The organism is Paenibacillus sp. GCM10027628 (genome assembly GCF_042676385.1).
Taxonomy (GTDB): Bacteria; Bacillota; Bacilli; order Paenibacillales; family NBRC-103111; genus Paenibacillus_E.
The window spans coordinates 21,045-41,191 of record NZ_JBHTHA010000004.1; the positions used below are offsets into that span (position 1 = coordinate 21,045).

At 48.5% G+C, this 20,147-nt stretch carries 22 protein-coding genes; 9 read left to right on the forward strand and 13 right to left on the reverse strand.

Annotated features, from left to right (window positions below; genetic code table 11):
- Positions 1 to 48: 48 nt before the first annotated feature.
- Together ACFQZT_RS07895 and ACFQZT_RS07900 are read right to left on the reverse strand one after the other, a co-directional pair.
- Positions 49 to 936, reverse strand: a complete 888-nt coding sequence (locus tag ACFQZT_RS07895) for a carbohydrate ABC transporter permease (protein ID WP_379298392.1) — start codon at positions 934 to 936, stop codon at positions 49 to 51.
- A gap of 18 nt (positions 937 to 954) precedes the next feature.
- Positions 955 to 1,923 carry an ABC transporter permease gene (locus ACFQZT_RS07900; RefSeq protein WP_379298394.1) on the reverse strand — a complete coding sequence of 323 codons (969 nt, stop codon included), beginning with the start codon at positions 1,921 to 1,923 and terminating at the stop codon, positions 955 to 957.
- Positions 1,924 to 2,117: 194 nt separating this feature from the next.
- Between ACFQZT_RS07900 and ACFQZT_RS07905 the strand changes: the two genes are divergently transcribed.
- Both ACFQZT_RS07905 and ACFQZT_RS07910 read left to right on the forward strand, forming a co-directional pair.
- On the forward strand, positions 2,118 to 3,764 hold the full coding sequence (locus tag ACFQZT_RS07905) for a glycoside hydrolase family 5 protein (RefSeq protein WP_379298396.1): 1,647 nt from the start codon (positions 2,118 to 2,120) through the stop codon (positions 3,762 to 3,764).
- A gap of 479 nt (positions 3,765 to 4,243) precedes the next feature.
- A complete protein-coding gene (locus tag ACFQZT_RS07910; RefSeq protein WP_379298398.1) occupies positions 4,244 to 5,026 on the forward strand; it encodes a lipase family protein in 783 nt (260 codons plus the stop codon).
- A 60-nt stretch (positions 5,027 to 5,086) separates the two neighbouring features.
- Here ACFQZT_RS07910 and ACFQZT_RS07915 read toward each other — a convergent pair whose 3' ends face one another.
- On the reverse strand, positions 5,087 to 5,539 hold the full coding sequence (locus ACFQZT_RS07915) for an SgcJ/EcaC family oxidoreductase (protein ID WP_379298400.1): 453 nt from the start codon (positions 5,537 to 5,539) through the stop codon (positions 5,087 to 5,089).
- A gap of 293 nt (positions 5,540 to 5,832) precedes the next feature.
- Between ACFQZT_RS07915 and ACFQZT_RS07920 the strand changes: the two genes are divergently transcribed.
- Positions 5,833 to 7,356, forward strand: coding sequence for an MDR family MFS transporter (locus ACFQZT_RS07920; RefSeq protein ID WP_379298501.1), 1,524 nt, complete (start codon positions 5,833 to 5,835; stop codon positions 7,354 to 7,356).
- Between the two features lie 47 nt (positions 7,357 to 7,403).
- Here ACFQZT_RS07920 and ACFQZT_RS07925 read toward each other — a convergent pair whose 3' ends face one another.
- Positions 7,404 to 8,852, reverse strand: coding sequence for an MFS transporter (locus tag ACFQZT_RS07925; protein WP_379298402.1), 1,449 nt, complete (start codon positions 8,850 to 8,852; stop codon positions 7,404 to 7,406).
- Between the two features lie 165 nt (positions 8,853 to 9,017).
- Here ACFQZT_RS07925 and ACFQZT_RS07930 point away from each other — a divergent pair, with 165 nt between their 5' ends.
- Entirely contained in the window at positions 9,018 to 9,596 is a 579-nt protein-coding gene (locus ACFQZT_RS07930; protein ID WP_379298404.1) for a TetR/AcrR family transcriptional regulator, read from the forward strand.
- 228 nt (positions 9,597 to 9,824) lie between these two features.
- Here the strand turns inward: ACFQZT_RS07930 and ACFQZT_RS07935 are convergent, their stop codons facing one another.
- Positions 9,825 to 10,406 (reverse strand): TetR/AcrR family transcriptional regulator, encoded by a 582-nt coding sequence (locus ACFQZT_RS07935; RefSeq protein WP_379298406.1) that lies wholly within the window; start codon positions 10,404 to 10,406, stop codon positions 9,825 to 9,827.
- A 104-nt stretch (positions 10,407 to 10,510) separates the two neighbouring features.
- Here ACFQZT_RS07935 and ACFQZT_RS07940 point away from each other — a divergent pair, with 104 nt between their 5' ends.
- Positions 10,511 to 11,158, forward strand: coding sequence for an NADPH-dependent F420 reductase (locus ACFQZT_RS07940; RefSeq protein ID WP_379298408.1), 648 nt, complete (start codon positions 10,511 to 10,513; stop codon positions 11,156 to 11,158).
- 267 nt (positions 11,159 to 11,425) lie between these two features.
- Here ACFQZT_RS07940 and ACFQZT_RS07945 read toward each other — a convergent pair whose 3' ends face one another.
- Together ACFQZT_RS07945 and ACFQZT_RS07950 are read right to left on the reverse strand one after the other, a co-directional pair.
- Positions 11,426 to 11,860 carry an Rrf2 family transcriptional regulator gene (locus ACFQZT_RS07945; RefSeq protein WP_379298410.1) on the reverse strand — a complete coding sequence of 145 codons (435 nt, stop codon included), beginning with the start codon at positions 11,858 to 11,860 and terminating at the stop codon, positions 11,426 to 11,428.
- Between the two features lie 112 nt (positions 11,861 to 11,972).
- Positions 11,973 to 12,698, reverse strand: coding sequence for an SDR family oxidoreductase (locus tag ACFQZT_RS07950; RefSeq protein WP_379298412.1), 726 nt, complete (start codon positions 12,696 to 12,698; stop codon positions 11,973 to 11,975).
- Positions 12,699 to 12,807: 109 nt separating this feature from the next.
- On the opposite strand from ACFQZT_RS07950, the gene ACFQZT_RS07955 reads away from it, so the two are divergent.
- Entirely contained in the window at positions 12,808 to 13,389 is a 582-nt protein-coding gene (locus ACFQZT_RS07955) for a TetR/AcrR family transcriptional regulator (protein WP_379298414.1), read from the forward strand.
- A gap of 102 nt (positions 13,390 to 13,491) precedes the next feature.
- Here ACFQZT_RS07955 and ACFQZT_RS07960 read toward each other — a convergent pair whose 3' ends face one another.
- Positions 13,492 to 14,256 carry a MerR family transcriptional regulator gene (locus ACFQZT_RS07960; protein ID WP_379298416.1) on the reverse strand — a complete coding sequence of 255 codons (765 nt, stop codon included), beginning with the start codon at positions 14,254 to 14,256 and terminating at the stop codon, positions 13,492 to 13,494.
- Positions 14,257 to 14,453: 197 nt separating this feature from the next.
- A complete protein-coding gene (locus tag ACFQZT_RS07965) occupies positions 14,454 to 14,903 on the reverse strand; it encodes an SRPBCC domain-containing protein (RefSeq protein WP_379298418.1) in 450 nt (149 codons plus the stop codon).
- 130 nt (positions 14,904 to 15,033) lie between these two features.
- Here ACFQZT_RS07965 and ACFQZT_RS07970 point away from each other — a divergent pair, with 130 nt between their 5' ends.
- Both ACFQZT_RS07970 and ACFQZT_RS07975 read left to right on the forward strand, forming a co-directional pair.
- A complete protein-coding gene (locus tag ACFQZT_RS07970) occupies positions 15,034 to 15,855 on the forward strand; it encodes a DUF6597 domain-containing transcriptional factor (protein WP_379298420.1) in 822 nt (273 codons plus the stop codon).
- 226 nt (positions 15,856 to 16,081) lie between these two features.
- Positions 16,082 to 16,765, forward strand: coding sequence for a hypothetical protein (locus ACFQZT_RS07975; protein ID WP_379298422.1), 684 nt, complete (start codon positions 16,082 to 16,084; stop codon positions 16,763 to 16,765).
- Between the two features lie 414 nt (positions 16,766 to 17,179).
- Here the strand turns inward: ACFQZT_RS07975 and ACFQZT_RS07980 are convergent, their stop codons facing one another.
- The 3 genes from ACFQZT_RS07980 to ACFQZT_RS07990 all read right to left on the reverse strand — a co-directional run bounded on the left by ACFQZT_RS07980 (position 17,180) and on the right by ACFQZT_RS07990 (position 19,269).
- Positions 17,180 to 18,016 (reverse strand): sulfurtransferase, encoded by an 837-nt coding sequence (locus tag ACFQZT_RS07980; RefSeq protein WP_379298503.1) that lies wholly within the window; start codon positions 18,014 to 18,016, stop codon positions 17,180 to 17,182.
- Between the two features lie 39 nt (positions 18,017 to 18,055).
- Positions 18,056 to 18,529 (reverse strand): GNAT family N-acetyltransferase, encoded by a 474-nt coding sequence (locus tag ACFQZT_RS07985; protein ID WP_379298424.1) that lies wholly within the window; start codon positions 18,527 to 18,529, stop codon positions 18,056 to 18,058.
- 83 nt (positions 18,530 to 18,612) lie between these two features.
- Positions 18,613 to 19,269 (reverse strand): hypothetical protein, encoded by a 657-nt coding sequence (locus ACFQZT_RS07990; protein WP_379298426.1) that lies wholly within the window; start codon positions 19,267 to 19,269, stop codon positions 18,613 to 18,615.
- A 37-nt stretch (positions 19,270 to 19,306) separates the two neighbouring features.
- Between ACFQZT_RS07990 and ACFQZT_RS07995 the strand changes: the two genes are divergently transcribed.
- Positions 19,307 to 19,825, forward strand: a complete 519-nt coding sequence (locus ACFQZT_RS07995; RefSeq protein WP_379298428.1) for a GNAT family N-acetyltransferase — start codon at positions 19,307 to 19,309, stop codon at positions 19,823 to 19,825.
- Positions 19,826 to 19,831: 6 nt separating this feature from the next.
- On the opposite strand, the gene ACFQZT_RS08000 is transcribed toward ACFQZT_RS07995, so the two are convergent.
- The gene (locus tag ACFQZT_RS08000; protein WP_379298430.1) at positions 19,832 to 20,137 is read right to left on the reverse strand and encodes a 4a-hydroxytetrahydrobiopterin dehydratase; all 306 of its coding nucleotides are present in this window, start codon (positions 20,135 to 20,137) and stop codon (positions 19,832 to 19,834) included.
- Between the last annotated feature and the right edge of the window lie 10 nt (positions 20,138 to 20,147).

Genomic DNA, 20,147 nt, shown 5'->3' on the forward strand with positions numbered 1-20,147 from the left:
TCTATCCCTGTAGTCAAAAACAGAGTTAGTCACTTGAACGGATAGGCCTTACCCTTTAATCGAACCAATCATGAAACCCTTTACAAAATACTTCTGCAAGAACGGATATACGATAACAATCGGCAAGGTTGTCACAACCATCGTCGCCAATTTGATCGACTGGGAGGAGACGGACTTCGCTATGCTGCCGGTCGTAGCAGCCGCTATCTGGTTGGAACTGGACTGTGCCACGACCCGGTATAAATACGTTTGGATCGGTTGAAGATCACTTTTGTTGATGTAGATCATCCCGGTAAAATAATCATTCCATTGGTAAACCCCGTGGAATAGCGCGATCGTAGCGACTACTGGCATAGATACCGGTAGAACGATTTGGTAAAAGATTTTGAAATCATTAGCGCCGTCGATTTTGGCCGCCTCTTCCAGGGCATCGGGAATTTCCCGGAAGAACGACAAGAAGATGATTAGGTCGAAGAAGCTGAACATCGCCGGAATAATGTACACCCAGAAGCTGTCGAGCATGCCCAGGTCGCGGATCAACAGATAGTAAGGGATGAGCCCCCCATTGAAAAACATTGTCACGGTGCCGATGACCATGTAAACGGGACGGCCGATCAGCTCCCGTCGTGAGAAAGCATATGCTACCATCGCGGTAAAGAGCACGTGGATCACGGTGCCGACGAGCGTTTTGGCGACGGTGACACCCATTGCCAGCATGATGCCGTCGTTAGCGAATACGGCCAAATAACTGTCGAAGCTGAACATCCGAGGCCACCAGTAAATGCCGCCCCGCATAGCGTCGTTGCCGTCATTAAGAGAATTGACGAGCACATACCAGATGGGGTATAGCGTAGCGAAGCATATGGCCAGCATCAACACATTGTTAAATTGGTCGAAGGCAACCTCTTTGAAGGTTCTGCGCTTGAGGGAGAGCATGAAGTGCCACTTCCTTATTTAGAATAAAGACGTATTGTTTAAACGCTTCGTAATGAAGTTCGCCGACAGCAGCAATATGAGCGAGATGATGGACTTGATCAGGCCAACTGCAGTCGCGTAGGAATATCGGCTTTGCAAGATACCTACTTGGTATACGTAAACGTCGATGACGTTGCTGGCGCTTTCGTTGAGCTGGTTCTTTAGCACGAGAATTTGGTCAAAGTTGGAAGTTAGGATGTTGCTGACCGCGAGAATGAACAGAATCGTAATCGTACCTTTAATCGACGGCAGCGTGACATAGAACATTTTCTGAAAGCGTCCGGCTCCGTCGATGGTAGCTGCCTCATACATTTCCGGGGAAACCCCTGTGATCGCAGCCAGATAAATAATCGCTGACCAGCCGAGCTCTTTCCATATGTCCGACGTAATGATGATGCTCCAAAAATATTGCGGCTCCGCCAAATAGCTGATGGGCTCATGGATGATATTCAGCGCCATCAGGATGTTGTTAATAATGCCGACATCCGCCAGCCATGTTGCCAGAATACCGCCGAGAATAACCCAGGAGAGAAAATGCGGCAGATACGAGATCGTCTGCACCAGCTTTTTGTAGCGGATGGAGCGAAGCTCGTTCAAAAAAAGCGCGAAAGCAATCGGCAGTGGGAAGCCAATGAGCAGCTTGAGAACACTCATACCCAGCGTATTCTTAATGACATAGCCCAGATTGTCATCTTCCATAAAAGCCTTAAAGTGCTCGAATCCTGCCCAAGGTGCTTCAGAAATGGATTTGATGATATTAAAGTTTTTGAAAGCAATGATGATCCCGTACATCGGCACATAGTTGAATACGATCATCCAGGCGACACCGAGCAGCGCCATCACCTGCAAATACCTCTGTCCGTATAGCTTGCGCAGCAGTCTTGCTGCCGATCTTCTAGCGGCCGTTGATGGTTCATTCTGGATAGGAATATCCGTCTCCGCATTCATCCCGGCTGCACCTCCGACACTGACGATTTTGTAAGCATTTTCATATTACTCATTGTAGGCGTTATCCGCCTGTGATGTAAGGGTGCAAATTTTAGCTGTGGTTTCCATTTTTCAGGTGGTGTTCCACCGGCTGGTTAATGGTGCTACGATTACTTGTGAAAGCGCTATATTTCGTGACTATGGAGGCTGTTAATATGGTAGATCCGGTAAATGCGACACTACAGCGTACAGGTTTTATACGTTCTAAAGGCAAACAGTTGGTCGATGGAGATGGCAGGCCCTTGCTGCTGCGTGGCGTAGGCCTCGGCAATTGGCTGCTTCCGGAAGGCTATATGTGGAAATTTAGCGGAGAACGTGGGGATCGCCCCCGGCGGATTGCACAGCGGATACGCGAGTTGATTGGCGAAGAGAAAGCAGCTCAGTTTTGGAACACGTTCTACGAACGATATGTGACTGAAGATGATGTGCAACGCATTGCTGAAGAGGGTTATAACTCCGTGCGCTTGCCCATTAATGCGCCTTTCCTTTTGGAAGAGACAGAGGGTGGTTGCTATATCGAAAGTCATTTGAGGCTGATCGATCAGTTTCTGGACCGGTGCCGTGCTCACGGGCTCTATGTCGTGCTCGATCTGCATGGTGCACCCGGCGGGCAGACCGGCGCGAACATCGATGATTCTGTGAACGATCACCCTGATCTGTTCACCGATCCCGTGCAGCGGAAGCGCACGGTCGATCTATGGGTGATGCTGGCGAAGCGGTACAAGGATGATCCGATCGTGGCCGGCTACGACCTGCTGAACGAACCCCTGCCGGATCACTTCAGCCGGTATTGGGATCGGCTTGTCCCTCTCTATCGCGAGCTGATCGCTGCCATTCGACAGGTGGACCCGCACCATATGATCATCATTGAAGGCGCCCATTGGGCAACCAATTTCAGCATGATCACGGAACCGCTCGATGACAACATGTTGTTGCAGTTCCACAAATATTGGAACGCTCCTGACACGGAAAGCATTCAGCGTTACTTGGACAAAGGCGCCGAATTAAATGTGCCGTTATATATGGGCGAGGGCGGCGAAAATAACACAGAATGGTACGCCGGTGCCTTTCAGCTGTTCGAGGATCATGGCATTTCATGGAATTTTTGGCCATGGAAAAAGTTAGATACATCGAACAGCCCCTGCTCTATTCGAGCGCCCAAGGGCTGGGAGAAGATTCAGGCCTATGTGGCCGGTAGCGGCGAGCACCCAGGGGCAGAAACTGCCGAGGCGATACTATGGGAATATCTCGATAACGTCCTGATCGAGAATTGCGAGTATCGCCGGGATGTCGTGAACAGCATGCTGTGTCGCGCGCCGCTGCGGATTGCTGCGCCCTACTATGGCTTTAAGGGCGCCGGTGTGGATCATGCCGTGGTGGAGCGGCATGATCACGGGGCTATCCCGCTCCGCCCTGCGGACGGCGTGGCGTTCGGGTTTGCCTTTGCGTCGGCGGACAACGTCGCCGACTTCTCGAGTCATGGCGGCGCTGTGCGGCAGCCGCATACGGTCATGTGCGCGCAGCTCGCGGCAGGCGAGTGGCTGCGCTATGAATTCAACGTCGCGGCGGAGCGCGCGTACGGGGTTGTGGTGTGCGCAGCAGCGGCAGGGGCGGAGCCCGGCGCTGCTGCGCTGGAGGTGACGCTTGGCGACCTCGGGGTCAGCCAAGCGGTTGCCGTTGAGGGCGACGCGTGGACGGACGTCGTCGCCATGGAGGCGGCCGTGCTGCCGGCCGGCAAGCAGCACGTGGTGTTGAAGGCGCTTCACGGCAGCGTGAAGCTGCAGTGGGTGGAACTGGTGTGATGACTCTTGAAGAGGGGCTGTCCCACAAGGGTGGCCCCGAATGCTAGTCATTGGATTTCATACAGCAGAAAAGAAACTTTGATGTGAATTTCACGGTATTGTTGGAAAATATCCAATAGTTTCGGCCGAAAACAAGGCCATTGCCTCTCTGGACGGTAAATGATTGGATGAAATCCAACGAATGTTCGCAACAAGTTCCAAGGAACGATTTTCGTTGGATAAAATCCAATCTATTGCCCCAGTCATGTATCAACGAATCGTAGAGTATTGACCAGTTATTCCCGCCATACACTGCAACTGTTCCTACTCGTCTCCCCATCCTACTCTTCCCTGCCTTTTAACCCCCCCCCCCCCCCAATTTGCACTTCACTTCTATAAACATGAAATCTTCATCTAAATAGGCACCTACCGGAGGACAAGTGCCCCTTCTTTTCATATATATAGTGAAACGGCAACTGTGTCTTTTGGGGAGGGGTCGCATGAGCGTTAACTTATTTAATAAACGAACGGCTATTTTTATGGCTGCAGTGTGCAGCCAAACGTATCATCAATTTGACAATGACGACGGCACTTTCATCGTTCCCCGGAATTACCATGTAAGTGCCACTTTTAAAGCCGCATCCTTCCTGGGAGTAGAAGAGCTATTTGGTTTTATTTTGGAATCCAACGACCGGATTATCCTCGCATTTAGAGGAACGAATACGAGTTCCGACTGGATATCGGACGCGATTGCCCGGCAGAATGCATATCCCTATGTGCAGGATGGCGGATGGGTCCATCGTGGTTTTTTGGACATTTACCGCACCGCCCGAAAAAAAATCCTTACATCCCTTAGCAAGCTGTCAGCTCAAAAACAGCTCTATATCACCGGACATAGCCTTGGCGGGGCGCTTGCCACACTATGCGCCATCGATGTTGCACTCAATACGAAATTCAAAGCTCCCATTGTATATACCTATGCCTCACCGCGCGTAGGAAATCCGGAATTTGCCAGTCGGTTTAGCAATTTGCTTAGTAACCGTCATCGTGTCTATAATCAACATGATCTTGTCCCCCAGCTGCCGACCGTCCTTTACAAATCCCCTAACACAGATCAACTCTACCACTACCTACATGTGAAAAAAGGATTCGAGTTATCCTTCCAGAAAGGCTCTTTATCGGCCAATCATGCGATAGGCAACTATTTTACAGAACTTGCGAGGCTGGATCCTACCTATACGCTGGAGCTGAATAGACGAAATCCCGGATTTTGTCCGGGATAAAAGCATACCAAAAAGACTATGGAGCCTGCCCCATAGTCTTTTTGGCTTTCAAGCAGCGCCTCACAGCAACTGCCGCAGCTCTTCGGTCAATGCCTCAACCAGCTCCGGTCTTCCATGAAACTGAGCCGGCGTATTCTGAAAGAGCATGATGCGCCAGCCAGTTTCCTGCTGAACGGCAATCATTGTATGCAGGGTATTCAGTTTCGGATTAATATCCGATTGCCCCACAGGCACCATCCCGGCAACCGCACGGAGAACAGCGACATCGGGAGCGAGGAAACGTACATTTCTTATTTTTCCGTAAAAAGGAGCCGTTGGATGGTTGTCAAAGATCGGGCTCAAATGTTCTTCGATGGCAGCTCGTCCGGCAACTTGGCTCCCATCGAATCCGATGAGCTCGCCCTCTTCGGCGAATGTTCCCGCCATTGCACCTGCATCGCGTTTGTTCCACGTACTCAAAAGCTCATGGTAAAGCGATCGAACCTCATTATCTTCGTTGGTTGAAGAGCTCATTCTCTGCGTCCTCCTTTGACTAATACTTACACAAGTATACCATTTCAAATTCCATCTTGCTCCTCAGGTTACGTGAGGTTATATAGTTAAGACAGTCGGCACTCGCATTTATAAAAGAAGCTGCCACAGGTCAATACTCCAGACCTGAGGGTAGTTTCTTTTTTATATGCATTAATAATGAAAAAAATATATTTTTGCCCAATAACCCTGACACATAGTTGTCATGAAAAGTGCTTTATAATTCAGTTATAAGATGAATTCAAACAAGGAAGGAATTGAAACCAATGAAGAAAATGCAAAACAAACTCGGGATTATCCTGGGAGGGCTGTTTCTCTCCATTCTGATGGCTTCCATGGATAATACCATCGTGGCAACGGCCATGGGGACGATTGTCGGACAGTTAGGGGGTCTCGACAAATTTGTTTGGGTCACCTCCGCCTATATGATCGCAGAAATGGCCGGTATGCCGATTTTCGGCAAATTGTCCGACATGTACGGACGCAAGCGCTTTTTCATCTTCGGGATCTTGATGTTTATGATCGGCTCTGCGCTTTGCGGAACAGCCGAATCCATCGTGCAGTTAAGCATTTACCGGGCCATTCAAGGCATCGGCGGCGGTGCTTTAATGCCGATTGCTTTTACGATTATGTATGATGTTGTGCCGCCCGAGAAGAGAGGGAAGTTGATCGGTTTATTCGGAGCCGTGTTCGGGATGTCCAGTATTTTTGGTCCGCTGCTGGGTGCTTACCTCACTGACTATATCAAGTGGGAATGGATTTTTTACATCAACTTGCCGCTTGGGCTGATCGCTTTTGCGATGATCGCATTTTTCTACAAAGAATCCGTTCAGCACACGAAACAACGTATCGATTGGTGGGGAGCTATTTTGCTTGTCGGAGCTGTCGTATGCCTCATGTTCGCGCTTGAGCTCGGCGGCAAACAATATGCGTGGGGATCTGTTACGATATTGAGCTTGTTCGCAGGATTTGCGCTTCTCGCCGTTTTGTTTGTCATTGCTGAGCGACGCGCCGTGGAACCGATTATTACGTTCCCGATGTTCCAGAACCGTCTCTTCACGACGAGCAATCTGATCGGCATGTTAAGCGGAGCTGCGTTCATTGTGGCATCTGTATACATCCCGATATTTATACAAGGGGTTCTTGGCGGAAGTGCGACAAACTCAGGGCTTGTTTTGCTTCCGATGATGATCGGTACTGTCGTAACTGCGACTGGAGGCGGTATTCTTATGAATAAGCTTTCTTATCGGACGATCATGATTCTGACGCTGTTGCTTCTTGTTGTCGGCATCTCGCTTCTGACTACTTTATCCGCGGATTCTTCCCGTTTGACTATTACCGTCTATATGATACTAATTGGATTGGGCATCGGCGCTTCCTTCTCGGTGTTAACCAATGCAGCCCTTCATGCGATCCCTGGAAGCCAGCGGGGGGCCGCAAGCTCTACGCTCAACTTCCTGCGTTCACTCGGCATGACGTTAGGGATTACTGCATTCGGTATCATTCAGAGCCATACGTTGACGAGCAAAATGTCCGATGCGTTCTCAGGCGGCGGCCAAGGCGCTATGCCGAAGAACTTTAATTTCAGTGATCCGCATGCGCTGCTCGATCCGGCAACCCGGACCCAAATTCCCGATCAGGTGCTAGGTCAAATTACAGATGGACTCTCATCCTCGATCGTTATCACCTTTGCCTGGGGACTCGTCCCTGCAGTATTAGCACTGGCTGCGGCCTTTATGATGAGCAAAGAGAAAATGGACCCTGTCGCACAGACGGAAGGGTATGCCGCTTCACATTAAGTTTGTAAAACCCGTGTATCCAACCGGATGCACGGGTTTTTGCATATTTAGGAAGCATCTCCCTGTACGGACAATCTTCTCTCCGCCTTGCGAACATACCCCAGCGTCATGACCAGAAGGAAAGTCACAACCGCAAGAACCGTAATGAGTACCAAGGACGATTGCAGGGTTTCGATATAGACTTGGACTCGCGACCCGGCGCCGAAATAACTCAGCATACTTTGGAATAAACTGCCGATGACCGCTACGCCGACGGCTTGAGCTACCTGAGAAAACGTATTAAGAACCCCTGAAGCCGCCCCCGCATGAGCACCTTTAACGCCTGCCAGCACGGTATGAATGAGTGGTGAAGCAATCGCGCCTTGCCCCGCTCCGGCAATCAGCAAGGGGATGAAGAATGCTGTCCAAGCAAACGTTGTAGAACCCTCAATAATCCCTATCAGCAATAGGTATCCAATTGCCATAAAGATCGCTCCGGCCAGCAGGACCCGATTGCCGAAACGTTTTTTCATATTCGGTGTTAATAAGGATGCAATGAAATACCCGGCTCCCAGTGGAATAAACGTATAAGCCGATTGCAGCGGAGCAAAGCCCAAACCGGACTGCATGAATACGGAGAGAATGAAGTAGAGTGCCGCATTCCCGCTATAGAAAGCAAGTGCGATGAGCATTCCTCTGCGAAAAGCCACATCTTGAAATAAAGTGATCGGAACGAGCGGCGAGGCGCCTTGGCGTTGCAGCATCTTTTCGAAGAGGACGAATCCGGTCAAGACAACAGCGGACAATGCGATACTGAAATAAACCAACATGGGCCAACCTCTTTCCCGCCCTACCACAAGCGGATAAATCAATAAGATAAGCCCTAGCGTGACAAGGCCTACCCCTGTCAAATCGAGGCGTTTGCGTTCCGTGGCGTAGGATTCGCGAATCAACCAAAACGCTAGCAGAAAAGCAACAATCCCTACAGGGATATTAACGAGGAAAACCAGACGCCAGCCCATGCCCCACCAATCTGCCTCAAGCAGCAGTCCTCCAACGACTTGCCCTGCGACTCCACCGATCCCTAACACCGCGCCATAGATGCCCAGAGCCTTGCCTCTCTCTTCAACCGGGAACAAGACTTGAATTAACGAAAGCACCTGCGGGACCATAGCGGCTGCTGAAATTCCTTGGAAAACCCGTGCCGTAATCAACATCTCCGAGCTTGTCGAGAATCCGCACCAGGCGGATGTAAGAACAAATCCTGCAACTCCTAACAGGAACATCTTCTTTCTGCCGAACAGATCCCCCAATCTTCCTCCTGTAATCAATAAAACGGCATAGCTCAATACATAACCGGCTACGATAAACTGTAACTTGGTAAAGTCGGCATGCAGCATTTGTTGAATCGATGGCAGGGCCACATTGACGATAAATACATCCAAAACGACCATAAACATCGCCATAATGATGATAGAAAGCGACAGCCATCTCCGCGAATCATACGTTTGACTCATTAAATAAAACACCTCTTTCTCAATATGGGTGAACCTTGACAGTTGGTACCGCCTCTTTTAAAATGGAGTAGACAGTTCTGTCTCATTTGGTGATTTAATGATACAGACAGATCTGTCTCATGTCAACCATGTTTTACCACTATCGAGATAATGAGGGTGATCCGTATGGAAAAGAAAGAAACCGCGAAAGAAAAAATACTGCGGGTGGCATCCGATTTGTTTTATCGGGAAGGTATACGGGCGGTGGGAATCGATCGAATTATTCTGGAGTCCGGGGTCGCCAAAGCAAGCTTTTACCGCAGTTTTGCAACGAAGGACGATCTGGTGGTTGAATATTTGGATTACCGTCACAACTTGAGTATGAGCAATCTGGAGCGAGCACGGCTTAAGTACCCAGAATCACCTAATCGTCAGCTGCGATTCCTTATGGAAGATGTGGTTGAAAGAATGAAGAAACCGGATTATCGGGGATGTCCGTTTATGAATACGGCCGTGGAGTTTCCCGAAGCTGATCATCCCGGCCACGCGAGAGCTGTTCAGGCCAGAAATGAGCTTTTTGGCGGCATCGCGGAGATAGCCCGGGCAGCCGGTGCTAAAGATCCTGTAGAGCTGGCGGAACAGATAAGAATACTTTACAGCGGCGCCATCATGGTGGCTTACATGAATAAATCAGACTTCAAGCCGGAGTATTTCGCCATTGCTGCCCAAACACTACTGGACAAACAGCTGCCTTCCCCGGCTTGATTTGCCTTTCCTTTCTTCTCCAGCCAAGCCTCAAAAGTCATAAGTTCAGGATGAAGCTCCCGCAAACACATGGATAAAAATGTAAAGAACCCTCCGAGTCTGGAGAGTTCTTTTATTATGAAGCGAACTACAATGTAAGTATAACTAGTGGACGCATGATAAAAGGCTTCCTAATCAAATGCGGCAAATGGAAGCATTTTGGAGGCATACCCTCGGGGAGAGTTCAGCTTATTGCCGATACGCCTTTATCAACGTGTCTGCTGCTTGAACAATTTCCGCCGATGGGCCTTCGGAGCCCATAAACCGCGAGGACATACAAAATCCCTCCAGAAGGACGAACAACTGTCTGGCAAGGAGTTCTGGCGACTTTAATCCGGCTTGCTCGCAAATAGATTCCAAACGAATAATAATCGATTTTTTATGATTACTAGCTGCCTTGTTAACGATATGCTCCGGAAATGGGTATTCGACGGCAACCGCCTGATAGAGACAAAACGTCGATTGGGGTGATAATGAATGCTGATGGGCTACGGCCTCGAAAATAGCGAGGAGCTGCCGCTCCGGTTCCGTTATACCCTTGATAGTGTTCTCGAACCATCCCCAATATAACTCGCTGGATCGCTCTAATATTGCGACGATCAGATGATCTTTGGAATGAAAATGCTTGTACAACGTCATTTTTGTAATTCCCGATTCAGCTGCTATTGTGTCGACTCCTACAGCATGGAACCCTTTTTCAAAGAATAATTTGCTTGCAGTAACCAACAATCGCTCGCGTGCCGCTGATTTATTTTCATTCGATTTGCTCATAATTATCGTCACCTCGTATGCTTGACATTATACAGATCGGTATGTATACTGTCAATGAAAGGAAAAGTATACTGACCTGTATGTATATTAAAGGAGGAGAGCAGATGAAAATTGGGTTTATCGGTTCTGGAAACGTTGGGCAAACATTGGGCCGAACACTTGTCAAACGGGGGCACGAAGTTAAATTAGGTGCAAGAAGTCCGGAGAAGTTGAAGGAATGGCTCGATTCATTTTCTCAAGATGAGAAAGCAAGCGTAGGTTCGTATCAGGAGGCTGCAGTATTTGGCGATATTGTCATCAATGCGACTCCGGGAACGGCATCTCTCGAAGCCTTGCATGCAGCAGGCTATCAATCTTTAAAAGGAAAAATATTGATCGATATTGCCCTCCCTCTAGATTTTTCAAACGATGAACTTAGCCTGTCCGTGGCCAACACCAATTCTTTAGGGGAGCAGATTCAACGCGCTTTCCCTGATGTAAAAGTGGTAAAAACGTTAAATACAGTAAACTCCGCTTTAATGGTGAATCCGCTTAGTCTTGCAGACGGGGAGCACGATATGTTCATAAGTGGTAATGATACGGAAGTTAAAAACGAAGTCACCCGGTATCTGAAAGAATGGTTTGGGTGGAAAAACGTCATCGATCTGGGCGACATCTCTTCCGCACGCGGAACGGAAATGCTGCTGGCGCTTTCTTCAAGAGTATATGGAGCTGTTGGCCACTCGAATTTTAACTTCAAAATTGTACGTTAAAACCATTTCTTAATTATGTTTTTCGAAATAGGGCAGTCGAATGATTACATTCGGACTTGCCCTTTTCTAATCTCAGAGTTGGAGGTTATTGTTCATATATTTCTGTGCTATGGACGGTTACGGGTTATGATCTAGCACTGATAAAATCATAATGATCCTCTCTTTATCGATTAATTACTGTGCCTATTATAAGCACAGTATATAGAAAAATAAATTGCAGTTCTCTTCAAACTGCAATCGCAATAAGGACATTATAACAGCCAGCTTTCAATCAGAGCATTTTACATAGGCGCAAAGTTCGGCAATATTATACTTTTTCAAGTACTCAATCGTTTGCCGGTCCGCCAATTTCATAATTTCCTCTAATGCCGCATCTAATTCTTCCGTTGGCTTACCGCAATCACTCTTAACTTCCGATTCGGCTGCCTCCGCTTTGACAGCCAGATAAACCTTATCCAGCGTGATTTCCTCGGCACGCATTTTTAATGTATACCCACCATCTCGTCCTTCCCGCGCCTCGACCACTCCAGCTTGAGCAAGTAAGGCGAGTACACGGCGTAGAAACGTGGAATGGGAATTAACTTGTTCGGCAATCATAGCGCTCGAAAGCACACATCCGCTTTTGGCTAACCAGACGAGGATATGAATGGCGATGTTGAATCTTGGTGGACCGATTTGATTAAATCGATTAGGCGCACTCATGATAATTTCTCCTTACTAAAGCATAACGGTAAGCTTTTCCCTTTATTGTAAATCATTCTGTTCCAGCTATTCAACAAAAGGAAACCAGTAAGAAGCAATCATCCTCATTGACCTATTTCAGACGCAATCCGCCATCCACTTCCAGCACGGTTCCCGTAACAAATGTATTGTCGATCAGATAATACATCGCTTTAGCGATATCTTCCGGCTCCCCAACCCGGCCGACTGGTGTATTTTCCGCAAAGTAACCAAATGTAGCGGAACGCTGCTCTTCCGGCATCCAGTTCCACCATGAAGTATTCACAACGCCCGGGGAAACTGCGTTTACACGGATAGGTGCAAGCTCAAGCGCCAAATTGGGAACCATAGCCTCCAACGCGGCGTTTATCGCGGCCAAGCCGGAAATGCCAGGCGAGATATTGCGAGCGGAAATAGCGGTAATGAAGGTAATGGAGCCATGGCTGTTCAACGTTTCCAGGCTGAACTGGGCGGACATTACTTGCGGCCAAAATTTGGCTTCGAAGCCGCCGCGCAGCTCGGTGAGCGATAGCTCGCGGAAATTTCCCGCTCCCTTCGCACCGGAAACGGATATAATTAAATGGTCGAAGTTGCCTTGGCGTTTAAAAAAGGCTTTTAAGTCTTCCGGAGAAGCAGCGTCCAGTTGTTCTCCACTCGCATTGGGACCTAAATGCTGCAAGGCATCGTCGAGCTTAACTTTATCGCGTCCTGTAACGATGACCTCTGCTCCCGACTCGACGAGCAAGCGGGCCGCTGCCAAGCCCATGCCTGATGTTCCACCCATAATAATTACACGTTGCCCTTGTATCCGTTTTTCCATTTTGCCTCCGCCTCCAATAAATGATTGATTTCATTTCATAGTCGAATTATAATACGTTACGTAACGTAATGTAAATAGATTTTTTAATTTTTTTCCAGGAGGTCCCCTTATGGATGTTCAACAAGAAAAGACGACGCTTGGTCGCCCCAGGAGTCAACAGGCATGGGAGGCCGTTATGCATGCTACACAGACGCTTTTGCGATCAGACGGGTATAAAAATCTGTCCATGGAGGGAATTGCAAAGGCTGCAGGGGTAGGTAAGCCGACCTTATATCGATGGTGGCCAAACGTACCTTCCATCGTGATGGAGGCGCTCAAAAAGCAAGCAGAAAATGAAATCGGCGCTCCGAACACGGGGTCGCTAAAATCCGATTTGCTGCTCTATTTGGGTTCTACCTGCAAATCCCTTTCCGAACAATCCGGTGAGATCATGCGTTGTCTTATGGCCGAAGCGCAATTCAATCCTGATTTTGCGCAAACCTTTCGGGAGCAGTTCATCGCTTCACGGAGAAATACGCTTATTGGCATTTTGAAGCAAGGCGTCCTACGGGGAGAATTGCAGCAGCATGCCGATTTGGAGCTGTTGGCCGATCTCTGTTACGGACCCATTTGGTATCGATTGCTCAACGGACACTTGGCACTGGACGATGACTTTGTGCAGGCCTTAGTAAATCAAATAATCCCAAGTTGATACTTCGGCAAAAAAAGGGCCGCGGCAGGTTACCATACGGTACCTGTCTCAGCCCTTTTCTCGTATCAGACACGGCCTAGCTTATTTTAAACAATGTGCGAATTACTTCTGTACGCCTGTGTAAATGCGGACGGCATCCCTTAGAAACTCAGCCGTACCCGGCTGTATTTCATCGTAATACGCCTTAAACCGCTCGTCATCCACATACATTTGGGCTAGACCCGCGTGCGCTTCTTTGCTATACTCGCTCCAGTAGTAAGTTAACCATTGCTTATGCAAATCAGCGGCTTTTTGAGCCAATTCACTGGCCGGATCGCCCGTTTTGAAAGCCTCGGCCAAAGTGGTCGCCACTTCGCTTGCCAACCGCGTTACCTCATTATGCTCTTCCTGTGTCATGTTTTTCAGCTTTTCGTTGGACTTATTCACGGTGTCTTCGCCAAACTTCTCACGGATTTCTCGGCCATACTTTTTTTCGTTATCATCTATCATCTGCTGTTTGAAGCCTTCGAACTTTTCTTTATCGGTCATGGTCATTCTCCCTTCGGATAAGGCAATTGTTTTTTCCACATTCGCAATCAAGACATCCAACTGCTTTCTCTTGTCGAGAAGTTGTTCACGATGCTCTTTCAGCGCTTTGGCTCCGTTAAAGGATGGGGCGGTGATGATTTCTTTAATGTTATCCAGACTAACGCCTAGTTCTCTGTAGAACAGGATTTGCTGCAGCCGGTCCACTTCCGCCTGACCATAAATCCGGTATCCGGACGAGCTCATTCTTGCCGGCTTAAGAATGCCTATCTCGTCATAATACCGAAGCGTTCTGGTGCTGATCCCTGCCAATCGGCCTAGCTTCTGCACGGTGTATTCCATGTGATTCCCTCCTGACAACTATAACGGTACACCTTTACGTAGCGTAAAAGTCAACTCTTATTTCAAGAAAATTATCATATGAGAAGAATGACTAGCGAAAAAGGGCTGCAGCAGCATGCCCGCAGGCAGCCTACTACAACCCTCTAATTATATCCGGTGCAATCCGGAACATTGCTTCTTTATAGCTTATTTGTTGGTTACCAGCCAAAATCCAATGTTTTACCCGTTTCTGCGTAAGTCTTAACATTACTCAATATCATCGGCCAACTCGATTTCGTATTCTCGTAGGACGGGTGGTCTGCCGGCCATAGATCATTAACCAGCGTGAGTTTCGTACAAGCACCCACCGTTTCTAAAGTAAGCGTAACTCTCGTTTCCAGTTCAGCGTGGTTCTCACGGTATGACGGTCCGGGATGCTCCGTATAACTCATGAGCCGATTCTCTTCGAATGCCAGCACTGTACCGTATACATGGACTGTCTCATCTCCATCGTTGCCAGGGCCAATATACTCATAAGGCGCGCCGATTTCGAATGTCGTTTTGAGAATGCTGCCGAAAAATATCGCTTTCGTCCCTTCAGGTGACGTAAATATTTTCCAGATATCCTCAGGTGTTGCCCCAATATAGAGTTCGTACTTGAGATCCATGAATAGTCCTCCGTTCAATCATTTTATTAGATTGCGTAAATTGCTTCAGACTGCTAGTCTCAATAATAGAATACCCAAAACGGAAAGTATTGTAAAAACGCGACAATACAGCTTGAGTGGAGGAATGAATATGAGATCAAACATAAAGCCTTCCGACAAGGGGATCCTGAAAGCAGCAGCAGGCATGCAAAAATTTTCTCTTATGCGCTATCTGCCTGCTCCGGATTTGGACCCCTTTATCGAGCATTACTGGATGGTCCGGTGGGATTTAAGGGGTCAACCTCCTTATCGCCAAGCCATTTTGTCTTATCCGAACGTAAACCTGGCTTTCGAGCAAGAAAATACAAGCGTCTTCACAGGAATCTACGGCGTCCCGAAAACAACATATACCCGCCTCCTACAGGATGAGGGCGTAGTACTGGGTGTCAAATTTCGCCCCGGAGGCTTCTACCCGTTTTGGCAGCAACCTGTTTCCCTGCTTACCGGAGAAATTCTAGGTATCGGGGACGTGTTCGGGGTAGACGCGAAAGCTATAGAAGAGCAAATGTTTGCCCAGGAGGATGGGGAGCACATGGCCCGACTAGCGGAACAATTCCTGCGGGAGCGACTTCCGGAACCGGATGAGCAAGCTGAGCTTGTCAATCAGATTGTGCAAACGGCTATCGAGAATCGGGAGATTACCAAGGTGGAGGACATTGTACAGCTGTTCGGCATTAACAAGCGGACCCTGCAGCGTCTGTTCAGCCGTTACGTCGGCGTCAGCCCGAAATGGGTCATCCAGCGTTTTCGGCTGCAGGAAGCGGCGGAACTTATGGAAAAAGGCGGCATTCCGGACTGGCCGAAATTGTCGCAGGACCTGGGCTATTACGATCAGGCCCACTTTATCAAAAGCTTCAAATCCATGATCGGCAAATCACCGGAAGCGTACATGAATGTAAATGTTCTGTCGTAATGTGAGTTTTACATCCCACTCTATTCTTGTTGGTATATGCTAATCTAGATTCTCAAACCATCTCGGCCAATTTTGTTGGCCTACATTTCCGTTGCGCCTCCTACCATTTTGTGGCACACTATAGGTATCAAGCAGAGCCCAGTGGCAAAGAATGCCCCGCTTCCTTTCGAATTGGAAAGGAGTCGGGGTTTTGTGTTTTTTTAAACGAATTTGGAGAGGTGAGGGGATGGGTTTCGAAAGCGAACACGATAAGTGGATGGGCGATCATCTACGGCGAAGAAAAGGGGAACGTCTGGACGCTCTGAAACGCGGTCATGGATACGGAAATCGATTGTTCATTGAGCGAATCTGGTGGGCGCTAGTTGGACATTTTCACGGATTGCATCCTGAATATGAAGTAAAGGACTGGCGGGGGAGATCCTACTTTGTTGATTTCATGTGGATTGTAGGGGCCGTTCGAATTGTGTTTGAGGTTATGGACTTTGGCTCGCATGGCACGGACCGCAGCAAGTATCGAATGGATTTAAACCGAGGACTTTTTCTCCAGACTCAAGACTGCACTGTCTTCTATATCTCTCTGGATGAGTTAAAGGAGAATCCAGCATTCATCCACTCTGCTCTGCTGAACATCTTGTCCCCTTATTTGTCGGCTGGAGGCGGGACCAAAAGAACGGTTGAAAGACTCTACTCAAAAATCGAACGAGACTTGATGCGGGCGGCAATTCGCCACAATCGGGTCATTCGCCCCACCGAGGCGGCGAAAGAGTTGGAGTTGCATAAGATGACGGTCATTAAGTACTGCCGCAAACTGGTGGATAAGGGGAAATTTCGGGCCGTGGCGAGAGGAGCGTCTGGGAAGATAACTTACTATGAATATGTTGGCTCTATCCAAAGTCCGGATTTGGTTTGACTATTACGATTCGTGAAATTCTGTATGAATTATCATATAGAAATTTCCCTAAGATCGTAAATCCGAAAAATCTGTATGAAAAATCGTATAGAATCTCTCATTTAGCGTAAATCGCGTTCATTCTATCCGAAAAATCATACAGATTGGCGGAATGGGGAGTGAAATAGTTCAGATTGGCGGACCGGAGAGTAAAATAGTTCAGATTGGCGGAATGGGGAGTGAATTAGGCGAGTTGAGGATGGGTCGTGGACTGGCCAATTCACTTTGGGTGGCAGCGATAGTGCTGTAACTGTTTTCGGCAAGTCCTTGTTTGTAAATTGTTGAACGAAAAGCCCAAAGAGGGCTGTGACAGCCCAGCCCACGCCAGCCTGTCACAGCCCTCCAACCCGCGTCCAACGCGGTGTCTCCGTTCTCTTACTCCTCGCCCTTCGCCACCGGATTTTCCTCGTATGAAATCCAGTCGCTCCAGCTTCCGCTGTAGAGCTTCACATTGTCAAATCCGGCTTCCGTCAGTGCAAGCACGTTCGGGCATGCGGTCACGCCGGAGCCGCAATAGACGATGATCTCCTCAGCGTCGCGCAGGGAGGCGAAATGCTGCTCTTGCTCCGCAGCGGACCGCCATGCGCCAGCTTCATTCAGGACGCCTTTCCAGAAGAAATTCCGGGCACCCGGAATATGGCCGGCTACGGCGTCAATTGGCTCTTCCAAGCCGAGGTAGCGGCGCTCCTCGCGTGAATCGACGAGCACGGTGCCTGCGCGACCGAGCTTGTCCTTCACTTCATCCATGCTCGCGAGCATGGAGCGATGCACCTTCGGTGAGAATGTGCGCGGCAGCGGCGTCGGCACTTCGTCCGTAACCGGGTAGCCAGCCGCTTTCCAGGCTGTATACCCTTGATCTAGTACATAGACCTCGGAATGTCCGAGGAACTTCAGCATCCACCAAAGGCGCGAAGCCATGGCCCCGCCCTGATCATCATAGGCGACTACCGTTGTGGTCGCATCGATGCCAAGCTTGCCGACCAGGATGGAGAACGCGCCCAAATCGGGCAGCGGGTGCCGTCCGCCGTGCGCCATTTTCGCACCAGACAAGTCTTTTTCCAAATCAACGTAAACCGCCCCTGCGATATGATCTTTGGCATATAGCCCCCTGCCGGATTCCGGTTGTCCAAGCGCAAAACGGCAGTCCGCAATCACGATGTTCGCGTCGCCCAGTTGTCCGAGCAGCCATGTTTGGCTGACGATATTATCCATTGTTTGTACCCTCCCCAAGAAACTAATAATAAAAATGAATTAATCCCCAAGACCAATGGTCGGGTTGATCGAATAGCTCAGCCATTCGCCCAGTTCTCCACCCATTTTATCGTAAAACTTCTGAGCACGGAAATTTTCCTTATGTGTTGTCCATGACAAGTTAGCGTAACCGTGTCTGGCCGCATAGCCTTTGCAAGCTGCAAAAAGCTTCTGTGCCACTCCCTGTCCACGCTCTGCCTCTGACACAAATAAATCGTTCATAATTGCAATTTTGGAAGCTCGCAGCGTACTGAAAGTGAAGTATAAAGTGGCGAAACCGACCAGGACGCCTTCTTCGGTCTCTGCAACGAACTGAATACCTTCTTTCTGCTCTAGCAGTAAGTGAATCAAACTATTCAGCTTCTCATCCTCAGGCTGCCGATACTGGTAAAAGTCCACAATATAAGCAAGCATCAGTATTCTCAGCTGAGGGATGTCTTGTGTAGTTGCCTCACGAATTATAACTTGGGTCATCGCTATGACCTCCTATTCCCATTTAGAGTATAATTCCTATTGTACTTTATCTTTCTAAAATCTGAAAATTGGCACATCTCAAACTAGTTTTCTTCCATTTCTTTTTTAAAAAGCAGATAGAGGATCCATATCAGTAAACCACAAAAAACCACAGCGAAATAAAAAATAGCCGCCAAATGCAGCGTTACTGCATAATACGTCAAAGAGAACAACACAAAAGTGAGGAGAACTACGCTTGTTAAAGCATTGCTGTGCGGATAGCGAAGGTTCCTTGGGCTGATTTCTATTCGAACAGTAAAACCCAACCGCCTCCGGATGAGGACATAGCTGGTCACAAAGGCGAGGGATGCAGCGATTAGCTTCAAAACCCGAGAAGACAGCACCATGTCATAAAAATAATCGTTCAAAGATATTGCAGTGAGCAGCGGTGCAAGAAATAGAACAATGGCCAAATAAATAGAATAGCCAAGCGCGCCTAGAAAGGCTACCATTAGCGAATGGAGCTTGCGAACCTGAAACAAATAATGAATGAGTATCGCTTGCATAATAATCACGAGCATGGGAGTAACCGTTTGTGCATGCAGCTTCGAAAGTATGTATGAAAAACAAGAAAGTCCTAATGAACCCATTACTAATAGCGGCCATTTCACTTTCAGCGATATCCGAAAAAGACTCAGCCCTAATACGAGCATAGAAAATATTGTAACCGTGCTGACTGGAATATCAAGTTGATGTAACATACAACCTCCATAACCAAGAAAGGGTGTTCGATTGACGATGAACCTTTGCTTACAATGGCGGATAGTTCCACTTACCGAATCCCATGGTAGAGAATTGTGCGCGTGGACCTATCCTCCTCCATATGATCTATACAATTTGCCAGCTTGGGAAACGATGCAGCGTGAATCTTTTGAGTTCGCTGATCCCCTTATTCGCATTGAGCAGTATAGTGCCGTAGTGGATGAAGACGATTCCCTTTGCGGATTCGTTCAATTTTTCCCCATTGTCGGTGTCACGCGCCTAGGGCTGGGTCTTCATCCAAATTTATGCGGCCAAGCCGAAACGCAAGGAAAAGGGAAAGGACTCGGAGCTGCCTTCGTCAAGCTGCTTGTTCAAGAAGCCAAACGCAGAGCACCTCTGAACGAGATTGACCTTGAGGTGTTTGTTTGGAATGAACGAGCCATTCGCACCTACGTGAAGGCGGGTTTTGCCATCACAGATACCTACGAAAGACAGACGCCTACAGGAATGGCCACTTTCCACTGTATGGTGTATAACGATCAAGAAGACCAATGACCTGATTTAGCCGCGCCCGGTCGCTTCGTTGTAGGCCTGCTCAAACTGGGCTGCCGTGCTGAAATCCAACTCGGTCAAGCCCCCGGCATGCCAAGAGGTGAGCCGCAGCGTAATCAGCTTGTAGTCGATGGCAATCATCGGATGATGATTGTTCGCCTCTGCAAGGCGGGCAACTTCGTTCACGAACCTGATCCCCTGCAGAAACTCGGCAAAACGGTATTTGCGCATGATCCATTTATGATCGTCGGTCGTCCAGCCTGCCACGGCTTCCTGACCCAACCTCTCTTCAATCTCAGCCATCGTAAGCTTCAAGCGAATCCCA